Source organism: Mesorhizobium sangaii (genome assembly GCF_014207355.1).
In the GTDB taxonomy this organism is placed as follows: Bacteria; Pseudomonadota; Alphaproteobacteria; order Rhizobiales; family Rhizobiaceae; genus Mesorhizobium; species Mesorhizobium sangaii.
The window spans coordinates 467,316-494,305 of record NZ_JACHEF010000002.1; the positions used below are offsets into that span (position 1 = coordinate 467,316).

A 26,990-nucleotide genomic window follows, 5' to 3' on the forward strand; every position below is an offset into this window, starting at 1 on the left:
CGGCCATGTCAGGTCGCCTTGACGCCTGCCCGGCCGATCTTGCGCCATCGAGCGTTTTCGCGAACCAGTTTCAGGTCGTCGGTCGTCTCGGCAAAGGTGCGCAATCTGTACTGCCGGAGCAGGTTCGGGAAAAGCGCCCCTTCCGGCAGGCTGGCAAGTTGCTCGCGGACCGAGACCTTTTCATCGATGACCCGCATGCCCCAGGCATTTTCCCGAACCTGCAGCTCCGCGGCCAGATCGCGCTCCTCCGGCGCGTCTTCGTCTAGCGCTGCCAGCAGGATCGAGTGGAAAAGCGCGACATAACCAATCTGTCTCAGGCCACCCACAACCCGCACGCGCGGCAGTATGGCAAGGACAAGGAACATCAGGAACAGGTTCGGCAGCAGCACGCCGTCCAGCAGCGCCTGCCTGAGATGCGGCCGCTCGAACGGGATGGAAAGACCATGCGGCCTGTCAGGCTCGATCAGGTGCCCGTTCTCGAGCACGAGCTTGCGCACGCGCTCCTCGCGGATCCCCCAGAAATAGGCCGTGCTATTGGGCAGGAATCTGCCAAATGGGCCCGATGCGGCCTCTTGCAAGGCACGGTCGAGACGCTGACGCCTTGCGGGCTCGACGAGCAGCCTGGAAAGAAGGCTGCCGTCATCTTCCAGATGCCGCGCCATGGCGGCCGCGGCGAGCCGATCATCGATGAAAACCGGCCGGGCCATGTCGGAACGATCCCAATCGGCGACCAGATCCTCGTTGAGGGCGGTCAGCGCATCGGCGGCGGTTTCAAACACCTTGTCCTGGCTGGCCAGCAGTGTGCCCAGCCAGCGGCTGGCATCCGTTTCATCGCCCACCGCCTCGAGTGCGCGCGTGTTCAGAGAGACGGGACCGGCCACGCAGGCGCTTTTGCGGCACAGTTTGTGGCGCCCCATGCCAAACAGGTTGATCTTGTCATCACCGACATCGAGCCATCCCGGCCCCTCCCTGCCGATCGTCTCCATGGTTATCGTCGTTCCCATGAAGCCGACGAAGGACGACAGGCCGTTTTCGACCGCGCCGAGCCAGGCAAGCATAAAGGCATCGAAGGTGATCCGGTCCATCAGCAGCAGGCAGTGTAGGCCGGACTGAATCACCGCTCTGTCCTCGAACTCTTCGAGGGCCCTGCCGATCTCTTTCGGCTGCATGATCGCACCAAGGCGCTGATGCAGGACGTCGCGCAGGATCGAGCGGGCAGCAATTGCCGGGGCCGATGCAGGCCTCGCCACCGGCCGCCACAGATGGCGGGCATAATCGGAAACCGGTGCATTCCAGTTCTGCTCGATGTCGCGCACGACTTCCGGGCAGAGCAGCGACAGCACAGCCAGAATTTCCGCCGAAGGCGTAGCAGTTGGGTCAGAGACGGCGGTCATTGGTCCCGAATAGCCGCTCGCGGTGCAAACGCCAAGGGACACCCGTCTGCACGAATTGTGGGAATGGCCAAACAGCGGATTTCAGAACCGCAGCCGGGCCATGCTCAGCAGGTCGTGGTACTGCCCGTCGGTAAAACCGGCCTTCACATGCCGGCCTTCGACCTCGAAGCCATGGCTTGTGTAGAGACGGACTGCCGGTTCGTTGTCGGCATAGACGGTCAACTCGACCCGCTTCAGGGCGCGCCAGTTGTCGGCCACGTCAAGCAGGGCGCCAAGTATGGCAGAGCCGATGCCCTTGCCGACAAAGCCATCGTCAAGGCCGATATTGATCTCGCCGATATGCGACCGGCGCGGCGACCCCTGTACGACCAGGCTGCCGTGGCCGACGACCTTGCCGTCCACCTCCGCAACGATCCAGGTGGTTTCCTGGCCGGACTTGGCGATGCGCCGCTCGACCTGCTCCACCATCTCGAAGGGCATCCTGAGCGTGCCCCAGCGGAAGCCCGGCATGTTGAAGATAGCGCAAAGCGCCTCCGCATCGCTTGGCCTGATAGCGCGGAGTTGCGGCTGGATTTTCTCGGAGGATGGCGAGGTCGTGCTGGTCATGGCTTTCCCGGCGAAGGCAATCAGCCCGGCACGATGCACCGGACGTCCCCTGAAAATCCAGCCGTCTCTGCAACCTACGATGCCGATTGCACGCTGAAATACCGCGAGGCGGCGTAGAGTTTGAAGACACCGCTGATGCCGATCCAGCCAAAAAGGGCGAGCCAGCACACTGTCCCGGTCGCCGTCCAGCCGATCCGGTGCACCGCAGCGTCGGTGATGACGAGGCCAAGTATGGCAAGCAGCCCAACCAGAAACTGCGCCAAGCCGAGCACCAGCAGTTCCTCGCGCGGCGCGCTTCTGCAGACCAGATATACGCCGCCAGCGCCGGCGAGGAAGATGGCGCTGTAGACCTGGGCGTGGAAGGGATCGACCGGCCATGGCCAGGTGCTGCTGACCATCAGGGGAAACAGCAACATGCCGACGCCATAGAGCCCAAGGATCACCGTTTCCGCCAACATGTAGCCGCGCCACGCGGGGTTTAGGGTCACGCCTTTTGCTGAAGGACGGGCCCTGGCCTGCCACAGGAACAGCCCGGATACCGCAGCTGAGGCAAGATAGACCAGGAACCAGAGCCAGGCCGCTTTGCGCTCGAAACTAAAATAGCCGAGATTGATCAACGAAACCGCCGACACGATGACGGTGAAGATGAAGGCCATGACGAGCACCAGCCTGCCGGGCGACCAGCGATTCCAGAACAAGAGCGCCGCCATCACCGCCATTTCGGCGGTGTAGAAGCCGCCGAGGAAGCGGGCACTGAATGGCGTGACGGGCCAGGGCCAGCGCGGCTTGACCAGTGCCGGCGCGAAAAACAGGCCGGCGCCTACGATCAGGACGATGATAACCCCTGCGGAGAAAAGGCGCAGGGCCGCCGGAAATGGCGGGTTGTCGGATGTCGGCATGGGAGAGAGCCCCAAGGATGAATTCCCCATGGACCATCATAGTGCTGGTTGCCGCGAATGGAAATTGGACTGTCACCAGGCTTGTCTATTCGAATGGCCGTACGGTCCGTTTCGCAGTAAAATGGCGACTCGGACCAAAGAGCGGTCCGGTCAACACGCCTCGGGGGCGCATATTCCGGAGCCTGCACGATGAACGAAGCTCAGGATCTGTTCTCGCTTCTGCGGCAATCGACCGATGTCGATCCGCTGGCAATCGACGCGATCAAGCAAACCATCGCGGAGGGCGAGGACCGCGAACTTTGCCGCATCAATGCGCCAGCCTTCGCCGGCAAGCATGGCCTCGACGAGGAACGCACCATAGGCGCCTTTCTCCATGCGGCGCGGGTGGGCATCTTCGACATTTCCTGGAATGTTCTGTGCCCCGGCTGTGGCGGCGTGCTCGACACCAACGCCACGCTGAAAACCCTTCAGAAGGACGAATACACCTGCGCGCTGTGCGCCGAGGGCTATTCGCCGACCCTCGACGAGATGGTCGAGGTGACATTCACCGTCAGTCCCCGCGTGCGCAGGATTGCCGCCCACAATCCACACGAACTGCCGTTGGTGGAATATTTCCGCCAGATCTACTGGGGGTCCGGCGTCGATCTGCCGGAAGAGGATTTCGCCAAAAAGATAGAAGCGTTCTCGCTGGAGGATATCGAGCTTGCGCCCGGTGAAAAGGCGTTTCTGCTCATACAGCTTCCGTCCGAATTCATCATCGTCTTCGAGCCGGTCACCCATTCAGCGCAGTTCATCGACGCGAAGGGCGAACCAACAAAGGAGCGCCGAAGCCTCTCGTTGGTCTTCGACCGCGACCATGTCCAGAGCCAGACGCTGGAGATGCAACCGGGCCCGATGCGCATTTCGCTGGAAAACAGGACCGACACCCGCGTGCTGCCGACTGTCTTCATCGCCGGCCAGGCATTGCATGATTTGCTGGGCAAACGCCGGCCCTTCCTTACCGCTAAGCGCCTGCTCACCAACCAGACGTTCCGCGATCTCTATCGCACGGACACGCTCGACATCGACCAGCGCCTGAAGATCACCAGCCTGACCTTCCTGTTCACCGACCTGCGCGGATCGACCGCGCTCTACGAGCGGGTGGGCGACCTTTCAGCCTTCGATCTCGTACGCGAGCATTTCCAGGTTCTGCACGAGATCGTCGCGGCCGAGGCCGGCGCGGTGGTGAAGACGATAGGTGATGCGGTGATGGCGACCTTCGCGACGCCCGATCGTGCGATTGCCGCGGCCCTCAGGATGCGCGATGCCATGCGTGCGCTCAACGACAAGAGCGGGCGCGAGGATCTGCTGCTCAAGATCGGGGTCCATGCGGGCCCCTGCATCGCCGTGTCCATGAACGAGCGACAGGACTATTTCGGCCAGACGGTCAACATTGCTTCGCGGGTCCAGAACCTTGCCACCGCACAGGCGATCTTCGCCACTCGTGCGGTGGTCGACGACAATCTCACCGCCGATCTGTTGCACAGGAAAGCGCTGACGCCCGTGCCCCACGAGGTCTCGCTGCGCGGCATTGAGCGGGAGATAGCAGTCTATACGATCCCGTGAATACTTGGAGCAATTCCAGGAAGGTGTGAAACGGTTTTCCTGGGAAAGGCGCGTGGCGCTTTCCCTGGGGAATTGCGTTAGAACAAAGGGATAGAGCGGGTTCGGCGTCTCCGTGAAACGGCGAACCGCTCTGCTGCATGTCGCCCGAAAGTGGCCCGGCTTTGGGGCAACGACATGCATAAAAACAAAGACTTAAAGCGCGGCGCTGAATCCGGTTCAACGCGACGCGCTTGGGTCGCCTCGTCCACTCACACACGCCTATAGACAAATAGACGATCGGTGGGCACCGAAGGCGGCGGTGGGAGGCGTTGCAACTGCGGGTGATGGAGCGGTATGCCGCTGACCGCGAAGCCGCCGACGCGAAGCAGGCGCGCGATCAGATCGGGAAGCCAGCTAAGGGTCACCACATCGCGATCTTCGTGGCCGGTGCCGAGGTCGGCATTGACAAGAGCGGCGTCGATGCCGATGAACCTCGGCGCCGTCTCGCTTATCTCGCCGAGCACGAGGTTTTCAGCGTCGGGAATTGAGCTGTCGTGTGCGGCAAGTGCGCGGTCGAACGCCACGATCCGGCGTCCGGGCAGGCGCTCGCGCAGGTGGTGGAACGTCCGGCCATTGCCGAGACCGAGTTCGAGCACGGGGCCCTCGATCTTCGCCACCTCGACGCAGACTTGATCGAGAATGTCGCGCTGTGCGGTCATCCTGCGGATGAAACTCTCGAGGCGACTCATATGCGAATGTATGTCCTGAACCAGTCCAAGAAATCGGCGACGCCCGCGACCAGGGCGGTTCGCGGCTGAAACCCGGGGGCACGTGTTAAACCCCGATCGAATTTCGCCGCGTATAGAGGCGAACGGTGAACATTGCAAGAACCGGACAGGCCGCCGGCAAGGATCATACCGGGGTGGAGCAGGCGGCACGGCGCGCGACGGAATAGCGATCTCACTTGTAGGGATCCGCGGCGTCCCGCAAGCCATCGCCGAGGAAGTTGAACGCCATGATGACGAGAACGACGGGGAGCATCGGCAAAAGCAGCCAAGGATAGAACGCGATCACGTTGACGCTGCGCGCCTCGGTGAGCAGGATGCCCCAGCTGGTTATCGGCGCCCTCAGGCCAAGCCCGAGGAAGCTCAGCGCCGTCTCGCCCAGGATCATGCTGGGTATGGAGAGCGTCGCCGTGGCGATCAGATGCGACATGAAGCCGGGAATGAGGTGCCGCCCGATGATGCGGCTGCTGTTGGCGCCCATCAATTGCGCGGCCAGAACGTAATCCTCCTCGCGCAAGGCCAGAAGTTTTGAACGCACTGCCCGCGCCAGTCCGGTCCAGTCGAGCAGCCCGAGGATGACGGTGATGCCGAAATAGATCACCGCCGGACTCCAGGTTATCGGCATGATCGCCGCCAGAGCCAGCCATAGCGGAATGCTGGGGATCGATTGCAGAACTTCGATGATGCGTTGAACGATCAGGTCGAAGATACCGCCGTGATAGCCGGCCAGTCCGCCGATGACGATGCCGAGCAGGAAGCTGAAACTGATGCCGACGAGGCCGATCGTCAGCGAAATGCGTGCGCCATAGATGATGCGCGAGAGCACATCGCGCCCCAGCCTGTCGGTGCCGGCCAGGAAGAGCTGGCCGTTTTCGGCAGGGCAGACCAAATGCCTGTCACCTTCGATCAGGCCCCAGAACCGGTAAGTGTCGCCCCTGCAGAAGAAACGCAGCCGCTGAACATCATCCGTGTTCTCGATGTAGTTCCGCTTGAGCGTGTCCATATCCAGCGTCATCTGGCGGCCATAGACGAACGGCCCGACGAACTCGCCGTTGTGGAACAGGCGCACCCGCTGCGGCGGCGCATAGATGTAGTCCATGTTGCGCGTGTGCAGATTGTAGGGCGCCAGGAACTCGCAGATCAGTATCCCGGAATAAAGCACTGCCAGGAATATGCCGGATACAAGGGCGAGCCGGTGGTTTCGGAATTTCCACCACATCAACCGCAACTGCGACGCCTGGAAGACCTTGGCCTGCTCCGGCGTCATCGCCTCGACCGACTGCAGGTCGAGGGGGGCGGTGGAAACGTAGTGTTGCAGTGGAGCACCCGGAGCGGGCAGCGGCGAATGCGTGTTCATTTGGTGCTACCGCCCTGCAAACGAATTCGTGGATCAAGCAGCGCCAGCGCCAGGTCGGAAATCAGCACTCCGATGACCGTCAGGAAGGCGAGAAACATCAGGAACGACCCTGCCAGATACATGTCCTGACTTTGCAGCGCCTTGATCAGCATCGGCCCGGTCGTTTCCAAGGACAGGACGATCGCCGTTATTTCGGCGCCGGAGATGATGGCCGGCAGGATAGAGCCGATGTCGGAAATGAAGAAATTGAGCGCCATGCGCAGCGGATATTTGACCAGCGCCTTGAAGGGATGAAGGCCTTTGGCGCGCGCGGTCACCACATATTGCTTGTGTAGCTCATCGAGCAGATTGGCGCGCAGCCGCCGGATCATGCTTGCCGTGCCCCCGGTGCCGATGATCAAGACTGGGATCCAGAGATGGGCGAGGATCGACTTCGCCTTGTCCCAACTCATCGGCTCACCGAGATATTGCTGGTCCATGAGATGGCCGATGGACGTACCGAACCAGATGTTGGCGAAATACATCAGGATCAGCGCCAGCATGAAGTTCGGAATGGCAAGGCCGAGAAGACCGAAAAAAGTCAGGCCGTAATCGCCCCAGCTGTATTGATGCGTGGCGGAATACATGCCGATCGGAAAGGCGATGAGCCAGGTGAAGATGATCGTGACGAAGGAAACCAGCACGGTCAGCCACATTCGGTCCCCGACGACATCGCGAACCGGCAGCTCATATTCGAAGGAATAGCCGAAATCGCCCTGCAGCATCCCGCCGACCCAGTAGAAGTAGCGAACGACCACCGGCTTGTCGAAACCATATTCCTTGCGCATCATCTCTATGCGGTCGGAATCCACCGCTTCGCCCTGAGCCCGAAGCTCGGCAACATAGCTGTCGAAATAGTCGCCTGGGGGAAGTTCGATGATCGTGAAGACCAGCGCCGATATGATCAGCAGCGTTGGAACCATCACAGCGATACGCCAGACAAGATATCGAAGCACGCTCAGGACTCTCCAAGCCAGAATGTATCCGGCATATAGACACCGAAATAGGAAGTCGGGTCGTAGCCGTAGAGCGCCTTGTCAGGCAGATTGCGCAGCCGCGAGGACGCCAGAACCGGCTGATGCGTTCCGTTCACCGTGCCGATCGAAAACACCTGATCGGTGTAGATCGACAGCATTGAAGTCCAGATTTCGGCGCGCTCCGTGCTTTCGGTCGATGCGTTCCAGCGCGCGAGTAAGGCCATCAACTCGACCACAGGCGCAAGATCGGGCGCCTCACCCATCTTGCCATGAGACAAATAGTGAGCACCCCAGAGCGGCCATTGCAGCTGGTCGTCGATGGTGGGGGCCAGCTGGTACGGGTTCATATCGGGGGTCGGCACGCCGTTGTCGATGCCCGACCACATCGACATCATGATCTGGCCGCCAACCGCGCGGCTACGGAAGATATCGCGCTGCGAAGTCCGGATGAACAGGGCGATGCCGATCTTGCGCCAGTGATCGGTGATGAGTTCGAGCGCGTCGGTTTCCAGCGTGCTTTCGCCGGCCGTTTCCACGATGATTTGCGCCGGGCGTCCGTCGGGAAGTATCCGCAGCCCGTCATCGCCACGCTTCTGAAGCCCAGCCTCGTCGAGCAGGGCATTGGCCTGATCGGGATCATGGGCGACCCAGGCTTTGGCGAATTCCGGCCGGAAGAGCGGGCTTTCCGGCAGCACCGTATCGGCACTTTCCTGCGCCAACCCGTAGAACACAGCCATATTGATCTCGCGCCTGTCTACAGCCAGCGAAAGTGCGCGGCGCACGCGCACGTCACGAAAAAGGCCACGCCACACCTGGTCGGCACAATTCAGATTGGGCAGCAGCGCCAGCCGCGAACCCTGTGTGCGTTTCCACAGATGCATCTTCACCGGGTAGCGCTTCTCCGCATCCTTCAGGAAGGAGTAATCGGTGAAGTCAATTCCCAGGCTTTGCAGGTCGCTCTCGCCCGCACCGGTCTTGGCGGAAATGATCGTCGACGAGCTGACGTTCATGACAATCCGATCGACATAGGGCAGTTGCCGGCCATTCTCGTCTATTCGATGAAAGAATGGGTTGCGCTCGAAAACGAACTGCTCAGCCGGCGGCTTGGTCCGGTTCTGCCAGGGATCGAGGGTCGGCAGTTCCGGGTTCTCCGGGCGATATTGCCGCGACATGCGGATATGCAGGAGCGTCCATTTCCGGGCCCGGTTCTCCTTCATCAGGCCGGCGAGCCGGAATGGGTCCTGGTATTTCTTGTGGAACTGCTTGAGGTAGGCGGCCGGCAGAACAAGCGATAGCGGCGCAGCAGCGGCGAGCTTGGGCAGGAAGTCGGGATTGGGCGCATCCCAACTGTAGCGGACCGTCAACGGATCGACGATCTCGAAGCGTGGCGGCTTGCCGTCCGCCATCAGGGCCGGGGCGAGCCCGCCTTGCGAAAGCTCGTCGTTCAGCCAGACATCTTCCCAGCAATAGCGAAAATCCTCCGGCGTCAAAAGGCTGCCGTCAGACCATTTATGCCCTTCCCGAATCTTGAAAGTGAAGACGCGATCATCGGCTACGTCGAAACTTTCGAGAATGTCGGCTTGCATGTTGAGCTTTTCGTCGTAGCCGACCAGGCGAGCATATCCATAGATCGTCATCATCCGGATATCTTTCTGGCTGCCGATGATCGTTCGCAGCGTGCCGCCATACTGACCCGGCTGCCGACCCATCGCAGCGAGATTGATCGCGCGCGGGTTCTTGGGCAGGCGTTCGGCGAGTGCCGGCAGCGCCCTGGCCTTCAGCTCCGGCTGAAGGAATTCCGGCTCCAGATCGCCGGCGCGCGACGTGACCGGCAGAAATGCCGAAGCCATAAGGCCAAGGACGGTGCGCCGGCTGATCAATGGCGTAGCTCGCTGACATCGGCCGAACGTCGGGCCAGCACGAGGTGGCCGCCGCCAAGATCGAGCGGCGACAGCACATCCTCCTCGCCCTCGTCGCGGAATTGCGGTCCCCATGCGCTGGTGTCGGAAGCGCCGCTGAGCTTCAGCGTCTTGAAATCCATCGGCCTGTCGAGATCGGGGAAAGGTACTGCGGCGACCAGTGAACGTGTGTAGGGGTGGACCGGTTTCCGAAGCAGAATTTCGCGCGGCGCAAGCTCGACGATACGCCCGCCGCACATCACCGCGATGCGGTCGGCCATGTAGTCCACCACTGCCAAATTGTGGGATATGAACAGGTAGGTCAGGCCCAGTTCCTTCTGCAGGTCCTTCAGAAGGTTCAGGATCTGCGCCTGGACAGAGACATCGAGCGCCGAAACCGGCTCGTCGCAGATCAGGAGTTCAGGCCCCAGCGCCAATGCCCGCGCGATGCCGATACGCTGACGCTGCCCGCCGGAGAAACTGTGCGGATAACGCTGGATGAAGCGCGGATCGAGCCCGATTGCCTGCATTAGGCTCTTGACCATGGCGAGTCGGGACGCGGCATTGCCACGTCGATGGATTTCCAGCGGCTCGCTCAAGATGTTCTCCACCGTCATGCGCGGTGAGAGCGACGACACCGGATCCTGGAAGACCATCTGGATTTTCGCGCGCAGCATGCGCAAAGCGTCTCCCTCGGCTTCGAGGACGTCGATCGGTCCTTCGCGACCGTTGAAGATCACAGAGCCGCCGCTAGGGGTGACGGCCCGCATAAGGATCTTGCTGACGGTGGTCTTGCCGGAGCCGCTTTCGCCGACCAGACCCAGGCACTCACCCCGCCTGATATCGAAGCTCACGCCGTCCACGGCGCGAACAGAGGGTTGGTGATCCCCGCCGAACCATCCGGACTTGCGGATGGTGAAAGTCTTTGTGAGATCCCTGACCGACAGCAGGATGTCGTCCGGCCCCTTCGATGCCGGCGCCGTCTGCTTGCCGAGCAGGTTCTCGACATTCACCGGCACCTCGCGGAGTGCCTTCAGCCTTTCGCCAGGCTTCAGGTCGAAATGCGGAACGGCCGCCATCAGGCCCTTCAGGTAAGGGTGACCTGGCCGGCGGAATATCGCCTCGACAGGTCCCGCTTCCATGATCTCGCCATGGTAGATGACCACCACCTCGTCGGCGACATTGGCGACCACGCCGAGGTCGTGCGTTATCAGCAGCATGGCCATGTTCAGCTTGGTCTGAAGCCCGCGCAGCAATTGCAGGATTTGCGCCTGGATGGTGACGTCCAACGCCGTCGTCGGCTCGTCGGCGATCAACAAGGCGGGCCGGCAGATGAGCGCCATGGCGATCATGGCGCGCTGACGCAATCCTCCCGAAAGTTCAAACGGATACATGTCATAGGCGCGCTTGGGATTGGGAAAGCCGACAAGGCTGAGCATTTCCTCGGTCCGCGCCTTGCGCTCCGCCCGAGGCATGGGAGAATGAATCTGCAGGGATTCGCTGACCTGGTTGCCGATCGTGTGCAGCGGCGACAGCGATGTCATCGGCTCCTGGAAGATCTTGCCGATGCGGCTGCCTCTCAACGCCCTGATTTCGGGTCCGTCACGCGGCATCTGCAGGATATCCTGCGTCGTGCCGGGCTTTTCAGGATCGGAAAACAGGATGCGGCCGCGAACATGGGCAGTCTTCGGCAGAATGCCCATCACGGCCTGGCTGAGAACCGATTTTCCCGAACCGGACTCGCCCACAAGCGCGGTAACCTTGCCGGGCAGGACGCGAAGATTTGCACGCCTGACGGCATGCAACGGCCCCCCGATAATGGCAAACGAGATGCCAACATCTTCGATCCGCAGCAGGTCAACACCTGAATTCATACCGAATTCATTCTCACACCAGCCCCAATCTGGCGGCCTGCCTGGCGGCAGGCCCAGAAAGCGAGACTAGCGCATTGCCAGCCTAGAGCAACTTGGATTCTAAACGGTCGCCAGTTCCCTGACGGAACCGGCGACCGGACTGCAGACCAAAAGCGTTCGGATCAGATCGTGGCGGTTACTGGAGCTTGCGCCGGTCGCCAGCCGACAGGCGGGCGGCATCGCGATGAAGCAGCATGACCTGCTCGGCGTCCGATATCCGGTCGTGAACCGGCTCCATCGCACTGTCTTCATCGACCGCGAGAACGCCCGACAGATCGGGTGAAAGCACCGTCAGCTTCTTGATGCCCGCCAGTTCCTCGTTACCGAGCGTCAGCCAGCTGCTGGTGCCGCAATAGCTGGCGAATTCTTTGCTGGCGAGAACGCTGTGCGGATATTTCTTGGTCAGGGTCTGGAGGCGCTGGACCTCGTTTACAGCCGAGCCGAAGACAGAGAATGTCAGCCGGTCGGTAAGCCCGACATTACCGAACATCACATTGCCGACATGCAGGCCGATACCAAAGCCTATGTCGCTCAACCCTTGCTGCTTCCTGCGCAGATTGAGATCCATCATGCGCGCGCTGGCCTTGTGCGCCGCCGCAAGAGCAGCCTGGCAGGCGATCTCAGACTGCGAGCGGTGCCTTTCGCAAGGGTAGACGGCAATGAAGCCGTCGCCGATGAAACTCATGATCTGCCCGCCTTTGCGATTGAAAGGTGCGGCAACGGCGTCGAAAAACTGGTTCAGCGTATCGATGTAGATTTCGCGGCCGGAGGTTTCGGCAAGCCTTGACGACCCGCGCATATCGGCCATGACCAGTGCGGCCCGGATTGTATCGCCCTCGCCGCGCTTGATCTGGCCGTCCAGCACGCGCCTGCCGGCGTCGCCGCCGAGATAAGTGGTCATCATGTTGTCGGCGAGCTTGGTGAGCACCGCCATCTTGGTTGCGATAGCAAGATGGTTCTGGATGCGCAGCAGCGCCGCAATCATGCTGTCGCTGAAGCCTGCAGCGCTGTCGGTGGACCAGGACCCCATCATGCCCTGCGTGGTGTTGCCGCTGAAGGGATGGACGAAAGCCATGTAATCGGTGACGCCCATAAGCCTGAGTTCATCGAAAACAGGAAACTCCGACGGCACCGACGGGTCGAACCGGCGCCGCAGATGGTCGAGCTTGTTGCTGAGCAGATGGTAATATGGGCTGGTCACGAACCTGTCTGACGGCACGCCACCCTCGTTGCGGAAGCCTTCTACTTCGAGGCCCTGGCCGCGAAACCAGGTGAAGCCAAGCGCGTCATAAAGCGGATGAAGCATCGAAAAGCTCAAATGCACCCGCTTCAGTGGCAGGCCGGCGGCAGCCAGCCGCTCACAAAAGCCTTTTACCAATGTTTCCAGATCGTTGCCCTCGAGCGCCGATTGGGTCAGCCAATCGGCAACCTTATCCACGAGAATGGTGGAAATTTCTGTGCTCATGCTGTCTCCAAACCCGTCCAAGATGGGCCACTCCTTTGATCCGCCACAACACAGTCCGCCGACGATCCAAGGATAAGACCCTCGAAGTTAATGAAGCCGGCTTCGGCGGCAAAGGCCGGCGAAGAATGTCCCGATGACTGTCCTTGCAGGCAAGGAGCGGGCGTAACTGCATCTAAATCCTGGGCCATCATGTGGCGAGGCTGCCGGCGGAGTGCAACCACGATCCTGACATAGGTCAAGAAATTCGCCGACCAGACGCCGTCAGGCCTTCACCACCGTCTCTCGGGCTAGCCCGAGGCGGCCAAAAACATTGCGTGTGTCGACGATAAGCAGAGCGTGATCGGCGATCGCCTGATAGTCGATCGCATCGTGGTCGGTTGCAACCACGACAGCATCGAAATCCTTCAAGGCCGCCTCGGTCAATTCGACCGAGCGACGCCCCTTGATCGCCATATGCTCGCGTGTGCTGGGAATCTCGGCAACATGCGGATCGTGGAATTCCGCCTTGCCGCCCCATTCCTCGATGAGTTCAATGAGCCGCAATGACGGGCTTTCGCGGATGTCGGGCACATTCTTCTTGTAGGCGAGCCCGATGATGAGAATGCGCGAACGGCTGAGCGCCTTGCCGCAACGCCGGTCCAGCGCCTTCGCCAGTTCATCGACCACATGACGCGGCATGGCCGTGTTGATCTCCGCCGCCAGCTCGATGAAGCGGGTCGGCAGTTCGTATTCGCGCGCCTTCCACGTCAGGTAGAAGGGATCGATCGGAACGCAGTGCCCGCCAAGTCCGGGGCCAGGATAGAAAGGCATGTAGCCGAAGGGCTTGCTCTTTGCCGCCTCGATCACCTCCCAGATATCGATGCCCATCGCACCGAACACGACCTTCAACTCGTTGACGAGGGCTATGTTGACCGAGCGGAAGATGTTTTCCGTCAGCTTGACCGCCTCGGCGGTCGCCGTGGTTGAAACCGGAACGACGGTCTTGACCACGCTCTGGTAGAAAGCCTGCACGAGCGTCGCCGCTTCAACGCCGTCGCCTGCCACGACCTTGGGGATCGTCGCGACTTCAAAGCTGCGGTTGCCGGGATCCTCGCGTTCGGGCGAGAAGCCGAGAAAGAAGTCTGTCTTCGACTGCAAGCCGGTTTCTTGCAGTATGGGCTTGATCACGTCGTCGGTGGTGCCGGGATAGGTGGTCGATTCCAGCACGATCAGCTGGCCGAGACGCAGATGCTTGGCGATGGCGGCTGCCGTGTCCCTGACAAAGGAGAGGTCCGGCTCGCGATGTTTCGTCAGCGGTGTCGGAACGCAGATGATGATGACATCGCAGACGGCCAGTTCGGCAAAATCCGCAGTGGCCCGGAACCGTCCACTCGCCACCTGGCCGGCAAGGGCTGTCGACGTCACCGCCTCGATGTAGGATTGGCCGTTGTTCAGGCTCTCGACCTTCCGAGCTTCGATGTCGAAGCCGGAAACCGGGAAGCCGGCGCGTGCGATCGCAACCGCCAGCGGCAAACCGACATAGCCCAGTCCGATCACGCCGACTTGCGCGGTGCGCGTCGAGATACGGCTCAGAAGACGGTCATATGTCGATTGTGAGGCGTCCAAGAATCTGCTTTCCCGTCAATTCGGACAGGCTGTCCGCTCCCATGGCCGAGGCATATTGCGGAAAAACGATTTCCGCAAGCCGTCATCAGGCCGGAGACTTCGCCTTCAGGTTTGAGGCGGCCATCGCATAGCCGCCGGCGGCGCCATCGATGAAATGAAGGTGATCGCGCTGCAGCGGCGAGGCGACGAGGCATGTCATCAAGGCCGATTTCTGGCGGTGCAGGCCATAGTTGCAGATGCCCGCCTCTTCCGCCTGTTTCAGCCGGTTCTCGATCCGTTGCAACACATCCGCGTCAACGTCGATGGTCATCTTCAAGCCGTCGTCGAACTTCCGGAAATCCGAATTGCTGGCCACTTCGCGTTTGTAGACCTTCGGATCGAAACGGCCGATCGTCCAGCCAAATCGATCGGTGACAGCCGTAAGCGTCATCAGGAACACTATCCATAGCTTCGACAGCCACCGCCATCCTGCCGGCGTCGTGGCCCGCGCCTCGATATCGAGGCCGGCGGGCAGCAAACTGTAGCCCGGCCCGTTCACCGGCACCGGGTGGCCATCGCGTTCCTGCCTGCCGGCAAGGGCGATGATGTCGGAAGCCAGGAACTGAAAACCGCGCAAGTCGCGCGACGGCCCCGGTATGGCTATGATCGAGACGATTTCGCCATGCCGCGCTTCGATCGGGTTCCAGCGGCAGGAGAGGCCGGTCAGGTCCGGCCGCGTGCCGGCCGGCGCAGGATCGATGCGGTAGCGTCCGGCTTTCATCTCGGCTTCGGCCCAACTGCCGCCACCGCCGGCGAACATGGCATAGAAGACCGCTTCGGAGGCCTGGAACCGCGCCACGCGAACGTCGAAGCCGTGCGCTCTTACATCCTTTATCGGCACGATCGCGGCACGCAAGGTCAGGTCCAGTTCGTCCGCCACCCATCTCTGAACAGCCGCCAGCGCGTTGCGGGTGATCTCCAGCGCCGAGCCGGGAAACGCCACGAGCGCGCCATCGCCGCCGAAGACAAAGGGAAGGTCTTGCCGGCCCAGCGCATTGAGCAGCGCCGAGATGACGCTGGCGCCGGCCATATTGACGGTTTTATAGCGCCCGGCCGCGATCGCCTTGGTCGAGCCGACGATGTCGGCGGTTGCCAGCGCCCAGCCATCGGGCAGAGGTCGATAGTTGTCGATATCGGCAACGCTTTCGAACTTTGCGAAGACGGGCAAGGAAGCGACAAACGGGTCGGGCGCGGCAGCTGTTTCCATGACCATCAGATAGCACATTCCACTGCTTTACGGTGAAGTCGATATGCTACGAAATTGACTTGCGCAGGCTTTCCGATGATAGGGTCGCGCGATGCGAATTGCCTTCTACGCGCCGCTGAAATCGCCCAATCATCCCGTTGCCTCCGGCGACCGCCAGATGGCACGGATGCTGGTCAAGGCGCTGGAGCATGGCGGGCACAGCGTCGAACTGGCATCCGAATTACGCTTCTATCTACGCGAGCCGGAGCCGAAAAGTTTCGATGCGCTCAAGATCGAAGCCCGCCAGGAAGCCGCGGGGTTGACCAAGCTTTGGGATCGTGACGGCAAGCCCGATCTCTGGTTCTCCTATCATCCCTATTACAAGGCGCCCGACCTGATCGGGCCCGGGCTGGCGTCGGCCTTTGCCGTCCCCTATGTGACGGCGGAAGCCTCCTATTCGAGGCGGCGCAACGCCGGTTTGTGGGCCGACACGCAAGCGTTGGTGGCGCGAGCCGTCGAACAGGCAGCGCTGAACATCTGTTTCACGCAAAGGGATCGCCAGGGACTGGCAGATGCGGTTCCCGACGCCGCTCTCGGTATGCTTTCGCCCTTCATCGACACATCGGCATTCCGGGAAATGCCGGCACGCGGTTATCCGACGCGCCTCGTTACCGTCGCCATGATGCGCCCGGGCGACAAAGTCGAAAGCTATCGCATGCTAGCGCAAGCGCTCGGTTCGATCGGCCACCTGCCCTGGACCATGTCGGTCGTCGGGGACGGGCCTGCCCGCGACGAGGTCAAAGCGCAATTCGCCGGCTTGCCCGCCGACCGTATCGAATGGCTTGGCGCGATCGAGCCGGCCGCCGTGCCGGATGTCCTCTACAGGGGGGGAATCTACGTCTGGCCGGGCTACGGCGAGGCCTATGGCGTTGCCTATCTTGAAGCACAGGCCGCCGGCCTTCCGGTGGTGGCTCAGCACATCGCCGGCGTGCCGGAGGTGGTGCGGGATGGCCAGACCGGGTTTCTCACCCCGCCGGGCGATGTGGCGGCGTTCGCTTCCGCCATTGAAAGGCTTCTGGCCCGCAACGACGAAAGAACCATCATGGCCGCAGAAGCCAGACGTTTCATCCTCGAAGAACGCTCCCTCGGTGCTGCAGCGGTGCGTCTGGGCGAACTTCTTTCGAAGATCCCCGTTTCATGACATCCGATCGGATCTGGCAGCCCTTGGTGGAAGAACTGGCGCGCTGGCAACGGGCAGGCCGCAAGGCAGAGTTCTGGCTGCGCGACGATGACACCGTGGAGCCGACGCCTGCGCTTGATCGGCTGCTCGCCCTCACTGGTGAATTCGCGATTCCGGTCACTCTGGCCGTCATTCCGGCCATGACGGGTCGGAAGCTTGCCGTCCGGCTCGACGAGGCACCGCATGCCACGGTCGCCATCCATGGCTGGGCGCACCGAAATCATGCGCCCGAGGACCAGAAGAAGCAGGAGCTCGGCGCGTATCGGCCACGCGAGGCGGTGCTGGGTGATCTGGCTCGCGGACTGTCGCACGTAACTGGCCTGCACGGCGCCCGTGCCGTCCCGATGCTGGTGCCACCCTGGAACAGGATCGACGCCGGCTTGGTATCCGACCTTGGATCGATAGGATTTGTGGCATTGTCGGTCTATGGGCCGCCGAAGCCGGCCTCCCTGGCGGTCATCAACAGCAATGTCGACGTCATGGATTGGCATGGCACGCGCGGCTGCCGCGATCATGGGCTGTTGGTTCAGGAGATCGTCGCGCAATTGCAGCATGCATTCGAGGGCGGCGAACCGGTTGGCCTGCTCACCCACCATCTCGTCCATGATGAATCGGCCTGGCTTTTCCTCGAACGGCTGTTCACGCTCACCGCACGGACAGAAGCCTGCGCATGGCTTGCGATCAGGACATTGATCGGGCGCAGCGCCGGTAGAGGAAAATAGCTCAGCGCTTCTTGTGCAATGAGACCGGGAATTTGAGCGTCTGGCCATCCCGCGCGGCAAAGGCGCCGGCAAAGCTTTTTTTGGCCAGCTTCTCGATCTCGTCCAGTTGCTCATCGGTGCGTGTCGGATCGTGGTGAAACAGCGCAAGCCCCCGCGCACCGGCCGCCTCACAGAGCTTGACGCCCTGTTGCCATGTCGAGTGCCCGTGACCGCGGCGGCGTTCCATTTCCTCCTCGGTGTAGGTGCAATCGTAAACGACGAGGTCGGCATCTGCGATCAGGCCGAGCACCGCCTGATCGAGTTTGTCCGGTTCGTGCTCGGTGTCGGTGATCACCGCCACGACGCGGCCGCCCCATTCGACCCGGTAGCCTATGCAGCCGCCCGGATGGACAAGGCTGGCGGTTCGGACCACCACCCCTTCGCGCGGCCGAAGCACGTCTCCGGACACGAAATCGTGGTAGTCGAGGCTTGCCTTGCAGATATCCAGTCTCACCGGAAACCACGGCGGCTGTATGAACTCATCGACCATCTGCCTGGTCGTCATGCGTCCAGCAAGATGCCCGGACCAGAGCGCGAGCTTGACGCTCCGGTCATAGATCGGCGCAAACACCGGCAGCCCGATGATATGATCGTAATGACAATGGGTGAAAAACAGGTCGAAATCGGTCACGCCCGACGCCCGAAGCGCCCCGCCGGCTGGCCGCAGGCCAGAGCCCGCGTCGAACAGGAGCGTATGCTTGCCGCATCGCATCTCGATGCAGATCGTGTTGCCGCCATAGCGGGAGAATTCTGGCCCGGATACCGAAATGCTGCCGCGTACCCCCCAAAACCTGACCAGGAAAACATCGTCGTCCATGCTAGTCCTTCGCAGTACCGTCACTCATCGTAGCCAAACAACGGCTGCTAGGCGAGACAGGTTTTCTTCGGGTGGCCTTCTCAGGGGCCAGTGCCGTCACGACGGCGAGGATCGAGCGCACGTCATTCGTTATTTGGCGCTTCGTGCGTCGATCAGATCCGCGGTCGTATGGCTTAGGCGATCGGCAAGAACCCGCAATATCTCGATGGTCATTTCCGGGTACTCCCGCATAAGCCTCAGGAAATGATCCTTGCGGATTCTCAAGGCTTCGACCGGACTGGCCGCTCTGACGGTGGCTGTGCGGGAGCTGTTGCACAATATGGCGATCTCGCCAACGATCGAATTTGGCACCATTTCGGCAATTTTTATCGGTCCGCTGTCGGAATCGACCAGAATATCCGCGCTGCCTGAAAGGATGACATAGGCGGCGTCTCCTTCGTCGCCCTGACGGAAAAGAATCTGGCCGGCGCTGTAGCTCACCCGGTCGGATGTGAACGCAAGCAGCTTGAGCTTTGTCGACTCGATGCCGGAAAACAAGGGAATGCGTTGCAGCATTCCAACTTCATCCTTGAGCAGCATTGTCGCAAACCTCCCAAAATTCGCGTTTGCCAGACTAGAGCAACGGGCGCCCGGATGGAATCAATTCTGTTTCCGGGATGGCGAGGCGAACCACGCGGTGGCGAGCCCTATGTCGTGCGATCGGGCGATGTCGCCTGACAAATTCCCACCGGCAGAACGATTCCATCTGAATGTCCGTCCCTCTATGACAGCAGTTCCTTGAAGATACCGTTGCCTGCCAAAAGTGTCTCGTGTGTTCCGTCTTCCACCAATTGACCCGAGTCGAAGACGACAACGCGATCGAACATCGCCGCCATTGCCGGATTGGTCACCACCCACACTATTGCCGGCGAATGGCCGTCGCACCTGGCTGCCTCGAGCACGTTTCGCAGCACCTTCTCCTGCATGCGATGGTCAAGCGCCGACAGCGGCCGATTGAGAATGAGAAAATCGGGACGCTTGAGCAGGGCCCGGGCAACATCGAGCTTCTGTCGCTGTCCACCGGTCAGCCGCCTGCCGCCGGAGCCGACGTTGAAGTCGAGGCCGACATCCAGCAGTTCGGCATAGAGCCCCAGTTCGTCAAGAATGTCATAGACGATGGAGCGTATGCGGTCCGGCGCGTCGGGATGGCTGTTGCCCACACGGCCGAACAGGACATTGTCCATGACGGTGGCCGCGGCAATGTATTTGGCGGGATCATAGCGTTCGATCGCATCTTGCAGCTCGGGCGGCAGGTTTTCATAGAACCGGTTGCGGGCCGCGACGATCTTGCTCATCAGCTCGTCACTGAGCAGGCCGAAGCGGTGCCGGGGCTCGATATAGGCAAAGCTCAAGGTGACGATCATGGCGCGGTCGTTCTCGGAAACCGCCTCGTAGGGACGGTTCTTGAGCCGTTGCAGCAAGGTTTCGTAGGCGGGTATCTCCTCGGCGGTCATGAAGGCGAGCTGCTGGAAGAACTGGTGGTCGGGCGGCAGGTCGGCAAACAGCTCGATCGCCTGTTCGGCGATCTCCATGCCCATTTCGTAGAGCGTGCGGTCGAGGCCGGCTTCTTTCAACACGGAAGCAAAATAGGGATTGGCCGCCAGAGCCCTGTCAGCCAGCTTAGGGCCGGCGGCAGCGCCGAAGAGCAGGTTTTCGCCGATCGTTGCTTCCTTGTTGTAGGCACCGGGTTCGAAAGGAACCACCAGTCCGCTCAGCCCTTCCTGTTCCAGCCGGGTTCGCAGCGCCGCGCGCAATTCTACGATACGCCTGGCAAGCTCCGTGTGGCGCGTGAGGTTGGCCGAAGAGCGCAAGCCAAGATCCAGGATGTCGCGCGACAGGACAACCGCGTCGAGCACCCGGCGCACGGCTTCAAAGAGGTCGTGCGGGCCGGTAGCGCCGGCGGAAGCATAGTTGATCCAGTCGCTGTGGATATCGAGATCTGGATTGCCCGACCGACGCGCCTCATGCATGTTCCAGCGGTGCTGGTCTGCCGCGGCGCCATCATAAGTCACCGGTGTCAGCGGCGCATGCTTCAACCCGTAAAGCAGGTTGTCGCGAAGGCTTGCCTGGAACAGGAAAACATCCGACGAGGCATAGGACATGCGCCGGCCGGTCACTGCTTCGGGGAGTTCAAGCAGGTCATCGGCGCCCGAGGCGACCTTTCCGCTGGCCGGCCAGTTCAGCCGCGCGAAAGCTTCTGCAAGCGCTTCCGCGCCACCTGTCGCGGTGCTGACCAGCGCCACCGTCTCACCCGGCTTGACCTGCAGGGAGATGCGGTCGAGGAGCATGGCACCGCCATCGTCTTCGATGGACACACCGATCGCCGACAGGGGGTTGGTCATCGGGGCGGGATCGTCGATCGTCAATGCCCCGATTCTTGGCTCAATGAGACCGTCGACGGTGAACTGTTCGACGACCTGCTGATATTTGACCTGGACATCCTGCCGCGCCTGATCCCAGTCGATCAGTTCCTTCATCGGTCCAGGCAGGTCCTTGTAGGCGCTGATCACGGCCACGAGCTGGCCGACGTCCAGCCGCCCCTGGATGACCAGATACCCGCCGATCATGTAGAACAGGAAGGGCGTGAGCTGCGCGAGAAAATTGTTGAGGAACTTTACCATGAATTTCCATTGGTAAAGGTCGAAGCGGATCTTGAAGATAAGCCCGAGCCGGGCAGCTATGTCGGCGCGCTCGTAGTTTGAGGTATCGTGGACGTGAACCGCGCCGATGCCGTCGACGATTTCGCCAACCCGGCCCGAAAGCGCGCGCGCCGTCAACTGCCGCTCGCGCCCGAGCACGATCAGCCGCCGCCGCATCCGCGGGATGAGCACGATCTGGATCACCACGATCACAACCGCTATCATGCCGAGCCACACGTTCTGGACCATGATGAACAGCATGGCCGTCAGCGCCTGGCCGCCGAGCAGTACCGGCTGCAGGAAGGCATCGCCGATGAAGCCCCCCAGCGGCTCCACCTCGTCCTTCACCATGGTCGCCACTTCGGCGGATTTCACCCGCTTGAAGTAAACCGGCGGAAACCGCAGCACACGATCGACCAGATCGAAGCGGATCCGCCGCAGCATGCGTTCGCCGAGGCGGCCCTTGTAGGTGTTGATGTAGAGTTTGAACAGGCCGTTGATGACGACCAGCAAGAGGAACACAAGGCTCAGGGCAAACAGCGTCTCCTTGCGGTCGAGCTGAAAACCGGAGAAGAACTGGACTTCTCCAATGAACGGCACGTTGTAGTGTAGCTTCATGAATGGCCGGGTCGCGCCGGGTTGCTCGAAGCCGCTTCCTTGGATCGGGCCGTTGACGATCAGCTTCGGCAGGTCGAAGGACATGAAATACGGGATCATCGAAAGCAGGACGATGATCAATATCCAGACCTGCTGCTTCTTGGTGTGCGTCCAGATATAGCGAGCTAGGCTGGGTTCCATATGCGACTGTGGACCTTCAGTTGGAAGGATGCAGGATGTAAGAGCACCTGCTGGCGAACGGCGGATCGGCGATTTCTTCTTCGTCGCCAGCGACCAGCTCGAAGCTGCAGTGCATGGAGATTGTCCCGCGCTCGACGATGGAAGCAACCTGCGAGGCGGCGCGATCGCGACTTCCGCGTGGCTTCGGCGAATGGCCGGGCAGCCCGAGGCCGCAGCTGCGCGGCTGGTGCTGGCGGATGGACGCCGATGGTCTGGAAAGATGCAACAGGCTTTCTCCGGCACCGGGCAATGGCGAAGCGGCTTGCAGCATGGTCATGTCCGCGAATCAAACGGCCTTGAGGGAGGCAAGATTGCGTTGTGTCGCCCGAAATCCCAACATACAAGACGACTATGATGGATGTCACGCAACCGCGCAATGCCGGCATGGACTGGCATGAGCAAGCCCTGGACCTCACGCGGGGAATTGCTGCCTATGTCAACTGCCCTCTCGTGGCAGGGCTGGCGCGCGTCGTCGCCAAGCATCCGGAGGCCGATATCGCCAATGCCTTCAACCACAAGCAGGTCGCCTGCAAGATGTGGGCGCGCGACAGGCTGTTCGAAAGCTGCGGCGGCCGCTTCGAGCGCATATGGGTTCTCGGCGGATGGTACGGCGTATTGCCGGCAATGCTTTTCAACGATGCCCGCTTCGACATCGCGGCGGTCGATAGCTTCGACATCGATCCAGAAGTCGCGCCGGTCGCCCGAACCCTCAACCGGGACGCCGGCGACCGGTTCCGGGCGCTGACGGCGGACATGTATGCACTCGACTATGCGGCCGGCCGGCCCGACCTGACGGTCAATACGAGCTGCGAGCACATAGCCGATCTGCGCGCCTGGCTTGCCCTGCTTCCGCCGGGCGCGACTGTACTGCTGCAATCGAACGATTATTTCAGCGAGCCTACGCACATCAACTGCGTGGCTTCACTAGCAGCCTTCGAAGCCATGGCGGCGCTGCGGGACGTGCGGTTCTCCGGCGAACTGCCGACAAAGAATTATACGCGCTTCATGCTGATTGGAACTGTTTAGTGCGTAGCGCTTTCCCTTAGGGATTTGCGTCAAAACAAAGAGATAGGGCGGTCCTGCGTTTCCGTGCAACGGTGAACCGCTCTAGGGTCCATCATCTGTTTGATCATTGAACTTTTCCGAAACCGGGCTCCACTTTCAGGGACCAGGTTCGATACCGCTCGCGCAGGATTTGCGCCGAGTGACGCGCGCCTTCCAGGTCGAGACGATGCGCGGATGGCGTCGGTCCCACAAGCGCCTGTTCGATCGCTTGCGCCAGACCTTCAGGCGTCAGGTCCTTTTCCGTCAGCACCGTTGCAAGACCGAGGTCTTCGAGCATCAGGGCGCGAACCGTCTGTTCGGTCTCCCCGCCGGCTGCAAATGGAACGAGCAGCGAGCGACAACCCGCGCGCAGGACATCGCAGACCGTGTTGTAACCCGCTTGCGAGACTGAGAGGCGGGCGCCGCCCAGCAGGCTGGCGAAATCCTCGCGGAACCGGAAGATTGACAGGCCCGGCGTAGCATCGTGTGCGATCGCGTCAAACTCGTCTTTCGGCAGGTTTGGGCCGGTGATCAAACACCATTTCCAACCGTTGTTGGCATTTCGCGCCGCCGCTACAGTGGAGCTGACAAGGCTCTTTCCGGCAGCCCCACCGCCGACCGACACCAGAACATCGAAGCGCTCGGAGGCCGCGGGCGAGGGCGGCGCGGCAACGAGCCCTGTGTAGGTGACGTCGGCCCTGATCGCCTCGGCCAGTGGAAATGTCTTGTCGATGGTTGCGAATGCCGGATCGCCATGGACCATGACAAGGTCGAAATGCCTGTTGATGAGATCGACCGTTTCCTCGTTTCGGCCCGGCTTGACGCGCTCCTGAAGGATATCGCGCACGGACGTCGCCAGCAGCGGTCTGGGCGACGTCGCCTCGATGGCCTCGATCAACGGCAGGAGTTCGAAACGCATCTGCCGGCGTCCAAATGGAAACGCCTCGACAATGACGATATCAGGCCTGCACTCCCGGAATGCCTGCAGCAGCATCTCCGAACGCCATTTCTTGAAATCGTCGTCGATGGGTTTGCCCTGCAGGTCGACAAGTCCGGAAAATCCCTCATCGCCGGAGGTGACGGGTGGCAGGGTTACAGATTTTGCACCCGGTCCCGGAAATCCGGCGATCGGCGCTCCGCCGGTCACGACGGTCACGTCGAATCCGTCATCCGCCAGAGCCGCCGCAATGCGGCTGGCGCGCGCGAGATGGCCGATGCCGAGCAGGTGCTGGACGTAGAAGAAAGCGCGCAGCCGCTTCATTCGGCGGCCCGCCACTCCCGCTCGAACAGTTCCTTGAGCTGTCCAATGCTTGCCACATGATCGAAATCGCCGCGCACGCGCTGCTCTGCGGCGTTACCGAGACTGGCGCGCAGCGCGGGATCACGGATCAGGCGCTCCAGCGCCTGTGCCAGGGCGATCGGGTTTTCCGTCGGAACCAGCAGCCCGGTTTCATCCGGCGACAAAAGCTCCGGCACGCCGGAAACATCGGTCGACACGCAGGCAAGCCGTTGGCTGGCCGCCTCCACCAGGACATTCGGCAGACCGTCCCGGTCGCCATTTGCGGTGATCCTGCAGGCCAGGGCGAAGATGTCGGCGCAGCGGTAGTGCTCAAGCACCTCCTCTTGCGCAAGCGCGCCTTTCCAGGAGACGCGACCATCCAGTCCGAGCTTTTGCGCCAGCGCCTTGAGCCGTCCCAGTTCCTCGCCGCCGCCGATATGCTCGAAACGCCACGCCAGGTCACCAGGCAAGAGGGCAAGGGCCTGCAGCAAGGTGTCGTAACCTTTCTTTTCGACGGCGCGCCCGACACTCAGGATGACAACCGGTTCGTCCGGCGCCGAGCCGTCATGCTGTTTTCGCGCCGCGCCGAAACTGCCGAAGCGATCAAGGTCGAGCCCATGATAGCTCAGGTGCACGGACGAGTTGCCGTTGGCGAGTTTCGTCAGACGGTCGAAGCCGGTTTTCGTGCAGGTGACCGTCCAGCGCGCCGAGGAAAGCTTGCCGGCCAGATCCCAGTCCGCAGAAGTCCAGATGTCCTTGGCATGGGCCGAGCAGCTCCAGGGCAGGCCACGAAGCAGGCTGGCATAGCGCGTCACCGATGCCGGCGTGTGCGCGAAATGTGCGTGCAGCCAGCCCGCGTCTTCCGGCCATTCGGCCGCCAGCACCAGCGCTTGCCCGAAACGGCGCGCGCGATTGCGGGTAAAGTCGCGGGGGAGGTCGGTTGCCAGCGATCCGAGCGCGCGCCAGAAGCCCGGCCTCAGCAGATGAGCAAACAGGGAGCGAGCCACGCGCAGCGGCTCTTCATGCAGATATTCCGGCAGATAGTGGACCGGCGCTTTGATCTCGTCATGCACGGGGTGGCGTTTTGCATCGGTCGGCCGCCTGAGCGCGAACAGTATCAGGTCGAAACCCGCACGCTCCAGACCGAGCAGTTCCTGCGCGATGAAGGTTTCCGACAGCCGCGGATAGCCTTTCAGAACCACGACGATCTTGCGGTTTTGCAACTCAGTTCATGCCTTCAATGACCGAAAGGTGATGGCCGGCCCGCCGCTCGAGCAGTTCCGCGACGATTTCGGAAATATGCGGCAGCCCTTCCAGCGTCAGATGCGGATTGCTCTGCGATGGGCGGGGCCGGGCCGGCAGCACCTTCAGTGCGTCGGCAAACCGCTGGGAATCCTTGGCTTCTTCCGGCAAAAGCATCTCGATGAGGCCGAGTTCGGCTGCGCGCCGTGCGCGGATCAGCTGTTCCTCGCGGGGCTTCACGCGCGGCACGATCAGCGCCGGCTTGTCGAAAGACAGTATCTCGCAATAGGTGTTGTAGCCGCCCATAGCCACGACCGCCTTGGCGCCGGCAATCAGGTCTTCCATGCGGTTGTCGAACTCGATGATCTTGATATAGGGGATCTTGGACCCCTTCTTGACCAGCTTGTTGCGCTTGCGCGCCGGCATGTAAGGCCCAAGCACGATCAGCGCCCTATGCTGCAATTGCGGATCCTGCTGATAGGCATCGAAGACGTCGTGGATCAGGTCGGCGCCGTCACCGCCGCCACCGGTGGTAACGAGGATATAGTCGCCCTCGGGCCGGTGGCCGGGCAACTCGTTCCGCTGCAGGCTTCGTTGCAGGAAACCGACGAACTTCATCTTTGCCCCGACAGCCGGCGGCACATCCAGGCCGGTCAACGGATCGTAGAAATCCGGCGGACCATAGACCCAGACCTTGTCGTAGAACAGGCCTATCTTGCGCATCACATCCCTGCGTGCCCACTCGGCTTCGAGCAGATGCGACGCGTCCATCACCTCGCGCAAGCCAAGCACGAGCGTGGTGCCCCGCGTCTTGAGGTAGGACAGCGTGTCCTCGATCTCACCGCGCAGGCCGAGCGGTTCCTTGTCGACGATGAAGATATCCGGCCGATAGGTCTCGGCCGTGTGACGGATGATCGACTGGCGCATCCTCAGCGTCTCGTGCAGATCGATATGCTTTTCCAGCGAGGTGTATTCGCCGTTGCGCAGCTTGATGACGCTGGGGATCTTCACGAAGTCGACACGGGCGCGGTAGTCGAAGGCGCCGGCGATGGTTGCGCCCGAAATGATAAGCACCTGAAGTCCGCGGAAATCCTCGACCAGCGAGTGCGCGATCGTCCGGCATCGCTGCAAGTGGCCGAGCCCGAACGTGTCGTGGCTGTACATGAGAACTCTAGCGTTTTGTACGTGCTGGGTCATCGATGAACGTCTTCTAGAATTCTCGCCTTGAGGACCGTGGCGATCCCGCAGGCTTCGAAACTCGCGGGTCTACCGGCCTGTTTTGAAACATGAGAGCGCAATTTTCAAATTGAATTACCTAAGAGGTCCATATGCTGTAGCCAGGAAG

The 26,990-nt window shown here is 61.4% G+C and carries 22 protein-coding genes; 4 read left to right on the forward strand and 18 right to left on the reverse strand.

Going from position 1 to position 26,990, the window contains the following annotated elements:
* Positions 1–8 precede the first annotated feature (8 nt).
* The 3 genes from HNQ71_RS11445 to HNQ71_RS11455 form a co-directional block, all read right to left on the reverse strand.
* Entirely contained in the window at positions 9–1,394 is a 1,386-nt protein-coding gene (locus tag HNQ71_RS11445) for a hypothetical protein (protein ID WP_184872681.1), read from the reverse strand.
* An 81-nt stretch (positions 1,395–1,475) separates the two neighbouring features.
* Positions 1,476–2,000, reverse strand: coding sequence for a GNAT family N-acetyltransferase (locus HNQ71_RS11450; protein ID WP_184872682.1), 525 nt, complete (start codon positions 1,998–2,000; stop codon positions 1,476–1,478).
* A 74-nt stretch (positions 2,001–2,074) separates the two neighbouring features.
* On the reverse strand, positions 2,075–2,899 hold the full coding sequence (locus HNQ71_RS11455; RefSeq protein ID WP_184872683.1) for a hypothetical protein: 825 nt from the start codon (positions 2,897–2,899) through the stop codon (positions 2,075–2,077).
* Positions 2,900–3,088: 189 nt separating this feature from the next.
* Between HNQ71_RS11455 and HNQ71_RS11460 the strand changes: the two genes are divergently transcribed.
* Positions 3,089–4,504, forward strand: a complete 1,416-nt coding sequence (locus HNQ71_RS11460; protein WP_184872684.1) for an adenylate/guanylate cyclase domain-containing protein — start codon at positions 3,089–3,091, stop codon at positions 4,502–4,504.
* A gap of 248 nt (positions 4,505–4,752) precedes the next feature.
* On the opposite strand, the gene HNQ71_RS11465 is transcribed toward HNQ71_RS11460, so the two are convergent.
* From HNQ71_RS11465 to HNQ71_RS11500, 8 genes are all read right to left on the reverse strand, one after another.
* Entirely contained in the window at positions 4,753–5,232 is a 480-nt protein-coding gene (locus HNQ71_RS11465) for a class I SAM-dependent methyltransferase (RefSeq protein ID WP_184872685.1), read from the reverse strand.
* A 211-nt stretch (positions 5,233–5,443) separates the two neighbouring features.
* Positions 5,444–6,625 carry an ABC transporter permease gene (locus HNQ71_RS11470; protein WP_184872686.1) on the reverse strand — a complete coding sequence of 394 codons (1,182 nt, stop codon included), beginning with the start codon at positions 6,623–6,625 and terminating at the stop codon, positions 5,444–5,446.
* Positions 6,622–7,620, reverse strand: coding sequence for an ABC transporter permease subunit (locus HNQ71_RS11475; protein ID WP_184872687.1), 999 nt, complete (start codon positions 7,618–7,620; stop codon positions 6,622–6,624). Before HNQ71_RS11475 ends, HNQ71_RS11470 begins: the two co-directional genes overlap by 4 nt.
* Positions 7,621–7,622: 2 nt before the next feature.
* The gene (locus HNQ71_RS11480; RefSeq protein ID WP_184872688.1) at positions 7,623–9,521 is read right to left on the reverse strand and encodes an ABC transporter substrate-binding protein; all 1,899 of its coding nucleotides are present in this window, start codon (positions 9,519–9,521) and stop codon (positions 7,623–7,625) included.
* The gene (locus HNQ71_RS11485; protein WP_184872689.1) at positions 9,518–11,413 is read right to left on the reverse strand and encodes an ABC transporter ATP-binding protein; all 1,896 of its coding nucleotides are present in this window, start codon (positions 11,411–11,413) and stop codon (positions 9,518–9,520) included. The genes HNQ71_RS11480 and HNQ71_RS11485 overlap by 4 nt, the downstream gene beginning before the upstream one ends.
* 175 nt (positions 11,414–11,588) lie before the next feature.
* Positions 11,589–12,917, reverse strand: coding sequence for an adenylate/guanylate cyclase domain-containing protein (locus HNQ71_RS11490; RefSeq protein WP_184872690.1), 1,329 nt, complete (start codon positions 12,915–12,917; stop codon positions 11,589–11,591).
* Between the two features lie 261 nt (positions 12,918–13,178).
* Entirely contained in the window at positions 13,179–14,522 is a 1,344-nt protein-coding gene (locus tag HNQ71_RS11495) for a nucleotide sugar dehydrogenase (protein ID WP_184872691.1), read from the reverse strand.
* Between the two features lie 85 nt (positions 14,523–14,607).
* Positions 14,608–15,768, reverse strand: a complete 1,161-nt coding sequence (locus tag HNQ71_RS11500) for a DUF3095 domain-containing protein (protein WP_246461558.1) — start codon at positions 15,766–15,768, stop codon at positions 14,608–14,610.
* Positions 15,769–15,859: 91 nt separating this feature from the next.
* Here HNQ71_RS11500 and HNQ71_RS11505 point away from each other — a divergent pair, with 91 nt between their 5' ends.
* On the forward strand, positions 15,860–16,948 hold the full coding sequence (locus HNQ71_RS11505) for a glycosyltransferase family 4 protein (protein WP_184872693.1): 1,089 nt from the start codon (positions 15,860–15,862) through the stop codon (positions 16,946–16,948).
* Entirely contained in the window at positions 16,945–17,709 is a 765-nt protein-coding gene (locus HNQ71_RS11510; protein ID WP_184872694.1) for a polysaccharide deacetylase family protein, read from the forward strand. The genes HNQ71_RS11505 and HNQ71_RS11510 overlap by 4 nt, the downstream gene beginning before the upstream one ends.
* A 1-nt stretch (position 17,710) precedes the next feature.
* Here HNQ71_RS11510 and HNQ71_RS11515 read toward each other — a convergent pair whose 3' ends face one another.
* From HNQ71_RS11515 to HNQ71_RS11530, 4 genes are all read right to left on the reverse strand, one after another.
* The gene (locus HNQ71_RS11515; RefSeq protein ID WP_184872695.1) at positions 17,711–18,565 is read right to left on the reverse strand and encodes an MBL fold metallo-hydrolase; all 855 of its coding nucleotides are present in this window, start codon (positions 18,563–18,565) and stop codon (positions 17,711–17,713) included.
* 129 nt (positions 18,566–18,694) lie between these two features.
* Entirely contained in the window at positions 18,695–19,144 is a 450-nt protein-coding gene (locus HNQ71_RS11520; protein ID WP_095083929.1) for a cyclic nucleotide-binding domain-containing protein, read from the reverse strand.
* A gap of 182 nt (positions 19,145–19,326) precedes the next feature.
* Entirely contained in the window at positions 19,327–22,041 is a 2,715-nt protein-coding gene (locus HNQ71_RS11525) for an ABC transporter ATP-binding protein (RefSeq protein WP_184872696.1), read from the reverse strand.
* 16 nt (positions 22,042–22,057) lie between these two features.
* Positions 22,058–22,357 carry a hypothetical protein gene (locus HNQ71_RS11530; RefSeq protein ID WP_184872697.1) on the reverse strand — a complete coding sequence of 100 codons (300 nt, stop codon included), beginning with the start codon at positions 22,355–22,357 and terminating at the stop codon, positions 22,058–22,060.
* A gap of 77 nt (positions 22,358–22,434) precedes the next feature.
* On the opposite strand from HNQ71_RS11530, the gene HNQ71_RS11535 reads away from it, so the two are divergent.
* The gene (locus HNQ71_RS11535; protein WP_184872698.1) at positions 22,435–23,106 is read left to right on the forward strand and encodes a class I SAM-dependent methyltransferase; all 672 of its coding nucleotides are present in this window, start codon (positions 22,435–22,437) and stop codon (positions 23,104–23,106) included.
* 103 nt (positions 23,107–23,209) lie between these two features.
* Here HNQ71_RS11535 and HNQ71_RS11540 read toward each other — a convergent pair whose 3' ends face one another.
* The 3 genes from HNQ71_RS11540 to HNQ71_RS11550 are packed head-to-tail and all read right to left on the reverse strand — an operon-like array spanning position 23,210 to position 26,842.
* Entirely contained in the window at positions 23,210–24,385 is a 1,176-nt protein-coding gene (locus tag HNQ71_RS11540) for a glycosyltransferase family protein (RefSeq protein WP_184872699.1), read from the reverse strand.
* On the reverse strand, positions 24,382–25,626 hold the full coding sequence (locus HNQ71_RS11545; protein WP_184872700.1) for a glycosyltransferase: 1,245 nt from the start codon (positions 25,624–25,626) through the stop codon (positions 24,382–24,384). Before HNQ71_RS11545 ends, HNQ71_RS11540 begins: the two co-directional genes overlap by 4 nt.
* Before the next feature lies 1 nt (position 25,627).
* Entirely contained in the window at positions 25,628–26,842 is a 1,215-nt protein-coding gene (locus tag HNQ71_RS11550; protein ID WP_184872701.1) for a glycosyltransferase family protein, read from the reverse strand.
* Positions 26,843–26,990: the final 148 nt, after the last annotated feature.